This window comes from Streptomyces sp. NPDC051109 (assembly GCF_044455885.1).
Lineage (GTDB): Bacteria > Actinomycetota > Actinomycetes > Streptomycetales > Streptomycetaceae > Streptomyces.
This window is the reverse complement of record NZ_JBITFF010000039.1, coordinates 26,824-36,068: the sequence shown is the minus strand read 5'-3', so window position 1 is coordinate 36,068 and position 9,245 is coordinate 26,824. Positions and strand designations below refer to the sequence as shown.

General features: G+C 72.9%; 8 protein-coding genes. 5 read left to right on the top strand and 3 right to left on the bottom strand.

The window, feature by feature from the left end:
* The first annotated feature begins 183 nt into the window (after positions 1-183).
* The 5 genes from ACIBAD_RS36155 to ACIBAD_RS36135 all read left to right on the top strand — a co-directional run bounded on the left by ACIBAD_RS36155 (position 184) and on the right by ACIBAD_RS36135 (position 6,573).
* On the top strand, positions 184-561 hold the full coding sequence (locus tag ACIBAD_RS36155) for a hypothetical protein (protein WP_398911207.1): 378 nt from the start codon (positions 184-186) through the stop codon (positions 559-561).
* 203 nt (positions 562-764) lie between these two features.
* On the top strand, positions 765-1,190 hold the full coding sequence (locus ACIBAD_RS36150; protein WP_134067834.1) for a YciI family protein: 426 nt from the start codon (positions 765-767) through the stop codon (positions 1,188-1,190).
* Positions 1,191-1,192: 2 nt separating this feature from the next.
* Positions 1,193-2,440 (top strand): RNA polymerase sigma factor, encoded by a 1,248-nt coding sequence (locus ACIBAD_RS36145; RefSeq protein ID WP_398911205.1) that lies wholly within the window; start codon positions 1,193-1,195, stop codon positions 2,438-2,440.
* Positions 2,441-2,664: 224 nt separating this feature from the next.
* The gene (locus ACIBAD_RS36140) at positions 2,665-5,760 is read left to right on the top strand and encodes a glycoside hydrolase family 3 protein (protein ID WP_398911203.1); all 3,096 of its coding nucleotides are present in this window, start codon (positions 2,665-2,667) and stop codon (positions 5,758-5,760) included.
* Between the two features lie 105 nt (positions 5,761-5,865).
* Complete coding sequence (locus ACIBAD_RS36135) at positions 5,866-6,573, top strand: HEAT repeat domain-containing protein (protein WP_398911201.1); 708 nt, start codon at positions 5,866-5,868, stop codon at positions 6,571-6,573.
* Positions 6,574-6,769: 196 nt separating this feature from the next.
* Here ACIBAD_RS36135 and ACIBAD_RS36130 read toward each other — a convergent pair whose 3' ends face one another.
* From ACIBAD_RS36130 to ACIBAD_RS36120, 3 genes are all read right to left on the bottom strand, one after another.
* Entirely contained in the window at positions 6,770-7,447 is a 678-nt protein-coding gene (locus ACIBAD_RS36130) for a DUF4232 domain-containing protein (protein WP_398911199.1), read from the bottom strand.
* 165 nt (positions 7,448-7,612) lie between these two features.
* A complete protein-coding gene (locus ACIBAD_RS36125) occupies positions 7,613-8,035 on the bottom strand; it encodes a YjbQ family protein (RefSeq protein WP_134067829.1) in 423 nt (140 codons plus the stop codon).
* A 229-nt stretch (positions 8,036-8,264) separates the two neighbouring features.
* Positions 8,265-9,212, bottom strand: a complete 948-nt coding sequence (locus tag ACIBAD_RS36120) for a MerR family transcriptional regulator (RefSeq protein ID WP_134067828.1) — start codon at positions 9,210-9,212, stop codon at positions 8,265-8,267.
* Positions 9,213-9,245 lie beyond the last annotated feature (33 nt).

Sequence of the window (9,245 nt, the reverse complement as noted above, 5' to 3'; positions counted from 1 at the left end):
ACTTCTGGCAGACCCACCACTGGTACTAAGCCGCCAGCGGACAGCACACGCACGAAAGCGCCCGACCGGAACCTCCCGGCCGGGCGCTTTCGCGTATACGGCCGCAGGCATCGACGGGCGGCCCGTCGAGGCGGTCGAAAGCCCCCTGAGGGGTGTCCCGTCGAGCCGCGTACGCTCGGCCGCATGCCCCGCTCCTCGAACAAGTCCCGCCCGCTCATCGCCGACGGGCGCAGTTACCTGTGGACCGTCCGCCACGGCCATCACGTGCTGGAAGACGGCGGCTGCCGCAAGACCCTCACCCTGCGCACCCGGCCGCCGGGCGCCGGCGGCCTGCTGCGCTTCGTCTTCGACGAGGGCCCCGGCCGGTACGTCTCGGGTTTCACCACCGGATCGGGGGAGGTGGGAGCCGTCGGCGTCGGCGCCCTGAACCTGCACGAACCGGGCACCGTCCGGTTCCTGCTCGACACCGCACTGGCCCGCGGATGGGACCCGCGGGAGAGGCGGGAGGTGAAGGTCGACGGCTGGACCTTCCTGGAGGAGGCGGTCGCCGCCCGGGGCTGAGGCCGCGACGTCGCCCCGCGCAGCCCCCAGGAGCGCCGGCTCGGATCGCCCGTGACCACTGGCGCAAAGTTTCGATCCGTGGTGCCCGCGAGTGGAATCCGAGAGGAATTCGGAACGGACCCCGCGAGGTGTCGAGGATCGGAGCCCGGCTCCGACGTCCCCTGTGCAAGGCAACAGGGAAACCACGAGCGAAGGAGGACACCATGAAGTACCTCGTCATGGTGCAGGGCTCCCAAGTCGACTACGACGCCTACGGCGGCAAGGGCAGCGCGCAGAGCCCGGCCTGGAGCGAGCAGGACCTGAAGGCGATGTTCGCGCACATGGAGGCGATCAACAACGACCTCGCCGAGTCCGGAGAGCTGCTCGACGCACAAGGGCTCGTCGAGCCCGCGCGGACCCGGTTCGTGACCGCCGACAAGGACGGCCGGCCGGTGATCACGGACGGCCCGTACGGGGAGACGAAGGAGCTGCTCGCCGGGTACTGGGTGCTCGACTGCGCGAGCCTGGAGCGGGTCACCGAGATCGCGGCGAGGGTCGCCCGGTGTCCGCAGCCGCCCGGCGCGCCGGAGCACCCCGTGGTGATCCGGCAGATCGACGAGCGCCCCGAGTCCGAGCTCTTCACCAGCTGAACGTGCGCGAACAGGGGCCCCTAGAGCCCGCGGAGACGGTCGAGGACCTGCTGCGCCGGCACGCGCCGCAGGTCCTCGGCGCGCTCGTGCGCCGCTACGGGCACTTCGACGCCGCCGAGGACGCCGTCCAGGAGGCCCTGGTGGCCGCCGCGCGGCAGTGGCCGGAGGCCGGGACACCCGCCAATCCGCGCGGCTGGCTGATCAGGGTGGCCTCGCGGCGGCTGACCGACCGGCTGCGGGCGGACGAGGCGCGGGCGCGGCGCGAGGAGGCGGCCGCCCGTCTGGAACCCCGCGCCACCCGGGCCGCTCCGGCCGACGACGACACCCTCACGCTCCTCTTCCTCTCCTGCGACCCGGCGCTCGCGCCCGCCGCCCGGATCGCGCTGACGTTGCGCGCGGTCGGAGGCCTCACCACGGCGGAGATCGCCCGGGCCCATCTCGTACCGGAGGCGACGATCGCACAGCGGATCAGCCGGGCGAAGGCGAAGCTCCGCGACCACCCCTTCCACCCGCCGGGCCCCGAAGACCGGGACGCCCGGCTGGCCACCGTCCTCCAGGTGCTCTACCTGATCTTCAACGAGGGCCACACCGCGACCTCCGGCCCCACCCTCCACCGCGCCGACCTGGCGCGCGAGGCGATCCGGCTGACCCGGGAGGTGCGCCGCCTGCTGCCCCGGGAGGGCGCGGTGACCGGTCTGCTGGCCCTGATGCTCCTGACGGAGGCCCGCGGAGCGGCCCGTACGGGCGCGCACGGCGAGCTGATCCCCCTGGACGAACAGGACCGCACGCTCTGGGACTCCGAGGCCATCACCGAGGGCACCGCCCTGGTCGAGGAGGCGCTGGCCGAGGGCCCTCCCGGCCCGTACCAGCTCCAGGCGGCCATCGCGGCCCTCCACGACGAGGCGGCGCGCGCCGAGGACACCGACTGGCCGCAGATCCTCGCCCTGTACGACCTGCTCGTCGCCCGGGCCCCGGACCCGATGGCGGAACTCGGCCGCGCGGTGGCCGTCGCGATGGTCCACGGCCCCGAAGCCGGTCTCGTCGAACTCACCGCTCTGGAACCCCGCTTGAAGGGCCACCACCGCCTCGCAGCGGTCCGCGCGCACCTCCTCGAACGCGCCGGCGCGACCGAAGCCGCCCGCGACGCCTACGAGGAGGCGGCCCGCCTCACCCTGAGCATCCCCGAGCGCCACTACCTCCGCACAAGGGCGTCCCGCCTCGGCCGGCGGGAGCGCCCGACCCCGCACTGACGATGCACAACGCCCGCTCCGGCAGGTGGCGTTGCCCTCGGTGGCGTATTCCTCCACTCCGAAGTACGGGTTCAGGAGCCGAACGCAGCCGACCGCAGTACCGCCGTACAGGCGGGCATTCGGCGGCATTCGGCCAGTCGTGACGTGAAGTCTTGACGCCGGCAGGGCGGTTCAGTTGACTCACGCGGTGTCCTGTCCCGTGGTATAGACCTCGGAGGCGTTTTGTGACCACCGTACGCGTGACACCGGCCCGGCGCCGGTTCAGAACCGCCCTGTTGGGCGTGGCCGGCGTCCTCGCCGGACTCCTCCCGCTCGCACAGGCCACCGCCACGGCCGCCGTCGGGGAACCTCCCCCGACGGCGGTCGACCGTTTCGAGGGCGAGATCCCGTTCGCCGGGCCGCCCGCCGAGGGCATCTTCACCTGGGGCGGCGATGCCGACGACCAGCCCCGGCTGGAGCTCCGGGAGCGCGCCGACGCCCCCGAGGGCGCGAAGGTGCTGCACGGTGCGTACGACATCAGCGGCTGGGGCGGCTACACCCACGACTTCGCCTTCGACCGGCCCGCCCACGACTGGAGCGCCCGCGGTGGCGTCCGGTTCTGGTGGTACGGGCAGAACACCGCACCGCTGCCGCCCGGATCGGGCCCCCGGGTGCACTTCGAGCTCAAGGACGGCGGGGACAACGGCGAGGCGTCCGAGCTGTGGACGACCTCCTTCACCGACGACTGGCAGGGCTGGCACCTCGTCGAGATCCCGTTCTCCCGGTTCGAGTACCGCACCGACTACCAGCCGGTCGGTGGCATCGACCACGTGCTCGGGCTGACCGAGATGTGGGGCTACGCCTTCACCTTCCCGGTCGGCCGCTCCGGTGAGTTCATGATCGACGGACTGGAGGTGTACGGGACGGCCGACCCGGTCGTGCAGACCAAGGTCGTCACCGACACGACCGTTCATCCTGTGAAGGAAGGCGGATCCGCCGACGTGCGCGTGTCCGTGGCCACGACCGGCTCCGGACCGCTCACCGAGCCGGTGACCGTCGGCTACGCCACCGAGGGCGGCACGGCGACACCCGGAGCCGACTACCGCCCGGTGACCGGCACGCTGACGTTCCCGGCCGGGACCCCCTCCGGCAGCTCACGTACCGTCACCGTCACCACCACCAAGGACAGGTACGGCGAAACCGCCGAGACCGTGCCGGTGAAGCTGACCGTGACCGGGGCGCGGCCGCCCGCGGAGGACCCGCTCGTCGTGATCGACGCGCACGGGCTGCCGTACCTCGACCGGACGCTGCCGGTGCACGAACGCGTCGCGGACCTGCTCGCCCGGATGACCCCGCAGGAGAAGGCCGGGCAGATGACCCAGGCCGAGCGCAACGCCCTCAAGTCCCCCGGCGACATCGCGGCGTACGGTCTGGGCTCGCTCCTGTCCGGCGGCGGCTCCGTCCCGAGCCCCAACACCCCCGAGGCGTGGGCGAACATGGTGGACGGCTACCAGCTGCGCACCCGTGCGGCCCGACTCCAGATCCCGCTGATCTACGGTGTGGACGCCGTACACGGCCACAACAACGTCGTCGGGTCCACGATCATGCCGCACAACATCGGCCTGGGCGCCTCCCGTGACCCGGAACTGGCCGAGCGGGCCGGTGCGGTGACCGCCGCCGAAGTCCGGACGACGGGCGTCCCATGGGACTTCGCGCCCTGCTTGTGCGTCACCCGCGACGAACGCTGGGGCCGCTCGTACGAGGCCTTCGGCGAGGACCCGGCGCTGGTCACGGCGATGGAGACGGTGATCCGCGGCATGCAGGGGGCGCCGGACGGCCGGGACCTGGACCGCCCGGACAAGGTGCTGGCCACCGCCAAGCACTACGTCGGCGACGGCGGCACCGCGTACGGCTCCTCCACCACCGGCTCGTACACCATCGACCAGGGCGTCACCCGGGTCACCCGGCAGGAGCTGGAGGCGCTGCACCTGGCGCCGTTCCGCGAGGCGGTCAAGCGCGGGGTGGGGACGGTCATGCCCTCCTACTCCTCGGTGGACTTCCCCGGTGACGACGCCGGCCCGCTCAAGATGCACGCCCACGCCGAGTTGATCAACGGGGTGCTGAAGGACCGGATGGGCTTCAAGGGCTTCGTCATCAGCGACTGGCAGGCCATCGATCAGATCCCCGGCGACTACGCGAGCGACGTCCGGACCTCGATCAACGCCGGACTCGACATGATCATGGTCCCGAGCGCGTACCAGGACTTCCATCGCACGCTGATCGGCGAGGCGGCCGCGGGCCGGATCCCGCAGGCGCGGATCGACGACGCCGTCGGGCGGATCCTGGAGCGGAAGTTCGAGCTGGGCCTGTTCGAGCAGCCGTACGCCGACCGCTCCGGCCTCGGGGCGATCGGCTCGTCCGACCACCGGGCGGTGGCCCGCCAGGCGGCGGCGAAGTCCCAGGTCCTCCTCAAGAACGAGGGCGGCCTGCTGCCGCTGAAGCCCTCGCAGAAGGTCTACGTCGCCGGCTCCAACGCGGACGACCTGGGCAACCAGGCGGGCGGCTGGACCGTGAGCTGGCAGGGCTCGTCGGGGCGGAACACCGTGGGCACCACGATCCTGGAAGGCATGCGGAAGGCGGCCGCCTCGCCGCAATCGGTGACGTACTCCAAGGACGCGACGGCGCCGACGGCCGGATACGACGTCGGGGTGGTCGTCGTCGGTGAGACCCCCTACGCGGAAGGCGTCGGCGACGTGGGCAACGGCCGCGACCTGCAACTCTCGGGGGCCGACAAGGCGGCCGTGGACCGGGTCTGCGCGGCGATGCGGTGCGCGGTGCTCGTGGTCTCCGGGCGCCCGCAGCTGATCGGCGACCGGCTGGACCGGATGACGGCGCTGATCGCGTCCTGGCTGCCGGGCACCGAGGGCGACGGGGTGGCCGACGTGCTGTACGGGAAGCGGCCGTTCACCGGCCGACTCCCCGTCACCTGGCCGAAGTCGGAGGCCCAACTGCCGATCAACGTAGGCGACGCGGCGTACGACCCGCAGTTCCCGTACGGATGGGGCCTGACCACGCTCGGCGCACCACCGCAGGGCGGTGAGCAGGCACTGCGCGCGCTCGCCGTGGCCGCGGCGGCGGTCGAGCGTACGACCGGGGCCGACTCGGAGGCCGGGCGCGCGGTGGCGGACCGGGCCCGGGCGATCGCCGCACAGCGGATCGGCGGCCGCTTCACGCAGGCCTCGTCGAAACCCTTCGCCGAAGCGGACCACCTCCTGATGACCGGCGACCTGACGGGAGCGGTGGCCTACCTGACGACGGCCTTCCGAGCCGCGGCCCGGTAGCGGGGCGAAGCGCCCTCGCGCTCCGGCGCGGGGGCGGGGGCCGGCTCCGGCGTTTGACCTTGACACGGTGACAAGGTCTTCACTGCCGTCAAGGAGGTGGTTCCGATGACCACGGCGGACCGGGGCACGAGCACGGACACGGACACAAGTACGGACACGGACACGGACACGGTGAGCGCACTGCGGGGGCTGGAGGACGGCCGCCCGTCGGTGCGGCTGCGGGCGGCGCTGGCGATCGGCTCGACTCCTGACGCGCGCTCCGTGGAGAAACTCGTGGAGCGGTGCGCGGCCGAGCCCGATTTCTCGGTGCGGGAGATGCTGACGTGGGCGCTCACCCGTCACGCGGCACCCCTCACGGTCCCACGGCTGATCGATGAGCTCCGTTCCCATCGGGCACAGGCGCGAAGCCAGGCGCTGCACACGCTGTCCAAGATCGGCGATCGGCGGGCATGGCCGGCGATCACCGGGGCGCTCCTGTCCGACGCCGACGACGAGGTGGCGCGCAGCGCCTGGCGGGCGGCGGTGGTGCTCGTCCCCGAAGGCGAGGAGCCCGAACTGGCCGGAGCGCTGGCGGCGCAGCTGGGGCGGGGCGGGCGTGACACGCAGCTGAGCTTGAGCCGGGCCCTGATCGCCCTCGGTGAGGCGGCCGCTCTGCCGGCCCTGCGCCCTGCGACGACGGACCCCGACCCCCGAGTGCGTCACCATGCGATGGCCACGGAACGCCTGCTGCGCGATCCGGAAGCCGGATTCGAGTACGCGATCGAGGAGGCCAAGCGCATCACGGCCTTGCAGGACCGGCCGGGAGGGGAATAGGCGTCGCCGACCGGGGCCCCGCCGCGCGGACGCGACCGTTGGGCGGGCGGCGCGGGGAGGAGGCGCCGCACCACGGTCGCCTCATGACCGACACGCACATGAGGAGCCACCCGCAGCGGGCGACGACCGTGCGCATGATCCGCGAGGGCCGGCTCGCGGCGCCGGCCGGCCCTGGACAGATCCCCGGGCGCGCGGGTCAGTCGCCCTGACCGGCGCTTCCGATGGGGCCGACCTTCACCGGGGAGCCCGGGCCCTCGGTGACGGGCAGGGTGGCGGCGCCCGGCCAGTCGAGGGTGACCGACTTCGTCTCGTCCGGCGGAGTCACCAGCAGCCCCGTGACGCGGACGCCGGAGCCGCCCGAGGTGTTGATCGGGTAGTTGATGCCGAAGGCCACCGACTTCCCGGGCTTGAGCACGGCCGCGCCGGCCTGCTCCCCGCTGCGCTTCGCGGAGAGCGACCCCGCGTTCGTCTTCAGGTCGACGCCCGCGAACCCGGACAACGTGCAGTCCCGGCTGCCGCGGTTCTTGAGCTGTACCGCGACGGTGCCGTCGGGGTCGCCGTCGATGGTGTTGTCCATCGCCGTGATCTCCAGCTCGTCGGTGCGGCACTTGGCGGCCTTGCCGTTCGCGCCGGAACCGGTCCCGGCGGCCGTGCCCTGTCCGGGAGTGCCCGGCCCGGCCGAGCTCTTCCCCCCGGAGGCCTTGCCCCCGCCCTGATCCGCACTCCACGAGGGCGAACCGCCACCCGGGGAAGGCGCGGTGGACGCGGACGACGGGTCGCTCGGTCCCTTGCCGCCGTCGCCGCTCTGGCAGGCCGTGAGCGAGAGGGTCGCGGTGACGGCCAGGGCTGCGAACGTGAGCTTGTTGACGCGCATCGCTTCTTCCTCATCATCGGTCGGGGGCGCCGCTCGCTCGTACGAGTGGGTACGAGCGAGCGTTTCCGATCACCAGGACCTGCCCGCTCCGGCGAAGCGTTCCTTCCCACCACCCCTCAGTACATTCCTGTGACACGCACAGCTGCGTGCCGGGCCGGGGCGCGGTCAGGCCAGGAAGGAAAGCCGCACCGTCCGCTCCGGGTTGTCGCGGTTGGTGTCGACGAGGACGACCGACTGCCACGTTCCCAGTGCCAGCTCGCCCTGCACCACCGGCAGGGTGGCGTGCGGCGGTACGAACGCCGGCAGCACGTGGTCGCGGCCGTGTCCCGGGGAGCCGTGCCGGTGGTGCCACCGGTCGTCGGCGGGCAGCAGCGTATGCAGGGCCTGCAGCAGATCATCGTCGCTGCCGGCGCCCGTTTCGATGACGGCCAGCCCGGCCGTGGCATGAGGCGTGAACACGTTGAGCAGTCCGCTGCGCCCCTTCGCCTCGTCCCGGAGGAACTCGGCACAGGCTTCGGTCAGGTCGTACACGGTCTCCGTGGAGCCCGTCTCGACGGCCAGCGTTCGCGTGGTGAAGGTCTGCGGCACACGAGCATTGTCGTAGGCCGAAGCCGGATGCGCCGGGTACGCCGCGCCAGGTCGGCCGGCGTCCGCTCGGCCAGCCCCCGCTCGGCCAGCCCCCGCTCGGCCAGCCCCCGCTCGGCCAGCCCCCGCTCGGCCGGCCGCTGCCTGGGCGGGAGTTCGAGCTCGGCCTGCGGCGGCTCAGCGGTGTCGTTCCGACCTCCTTCCCCCGGCCGTTCGGCCGAGGGGTGCGGCGCTACCGCTCCGGCCGCCCGACGCGCAGGGCCTCGACCAGCCAGGGCTGGAAGGGCAGGTGCCCGGGGACCACCTGCCAGTCGTTGACGGTCCACACCAGCCCCCAGTAGCGGGCGACGAGCGGGTCGTGCCCCTCCTCGAACCGACCCGCCATCCATTCCTTCAGCTCGGGTCCGACAGGGCGGCCGAGTGCGGAGGCGAAGCGTGCCACGACGGCATCGACCACCACTGCGGCCTCCCCGTCCTGCGGACCGGTGCCCGCTTCCCTCGCGGCGGCGACTGCCTGCCGGGCGAAGGCGACGAGTTCCGCCGCCGTCCCGGCGGCGACCCCCGGCAGGGCGTCCTCGTCGGCGGGCGGGAGCGCTGCCCGCGCCATGCGGGCGCGGAAGCCGTCGTCGGCGATGAGTCCGGCGATTTCCATCCACGCGGCGACCTGCTCGTCCGTCGGGTCGTCGGGGAGGTCGGGGAGGGCGCTGCGCAGCGCGGCTGCCGCGGCGGCCTCGGACGGGGTACCGGCCGTGAGGCCGTCGATGAAGTCCGCGACCAGGCGGCGCCGTTCCTCGGACGTCAGGCGGATGAGCTGGTGCACGAGAGCTGTCTCCTCGGGTTCGTGGCGGCGCCGGGCGAGGTGCCGCAGCACGCTCTGCCGCAGGCGCAGCGCGCGGATCTGGATTTCGGCGGCGTCGGCTTGGGCCGCGGCGACCTCGGCGACGGAGAGGTCGCCGCCGAGGACGCGTCGGATCGTGGCGAGATCGACGTCGAGCTCTCGTAGGGCGCAGATGGTCCGGAGCCGGATCAGCGCCGCGTTGTCGTAGCTGCGGTAGCCGGCCGGGCTGCGATGGGTCGGGGGCAGCAGTCCGATGTCCGAATAGAACCGGATGGTCCGTACCGGTACGCCGGTCCGGGTCGAAAGGCTGCCGATCGAGTGCAAGGACGTCGTGCCGTTCATGGCACCCACTCTCCGGTCTCCAGCCGGTGGAGA

Excerpts from the sequence above, each read along its gene's own strand:
- ACIBAD_RS36155 (WP_398911207.1), top strand. The coding sequence starts at position 184 with ATGCCCCGCTCCTCGAACAAGTCCCGCCCGCTCATCGCCGACGGGCGC.
- ACIBAD_RS36150 (WP_134067834.1), top strand. The coding sequence starts at position 765 with ATGAAGTACCTCGTCATGGTGCAGGGCTCCCAAGTCGACTACGACGCC.
- ACIBAD_RS36135 (WP_398911201.1), top strand. The coding sequence starts at position 5,866 with ATGACCACGGCGGACCGGGGCACGAGCACGGACACGGACACAAGTACG.
- ACIBAD_RS36130 (WP_398911199.1), bottom strand. The coding sequence starts at position 7,447 with ATGCGCGTCAACAAGCTCACGTTCGCAGCCCTGGCCGTCACCGCGACC.
- ACIBAD_RS36120 (WP_134067828.1), bottom strand. The coding sequence starts at position 9,212 with ATGAACGGCACGACGTCCTTGCACTCGATCGGCAGCCTTTCGACCCGG.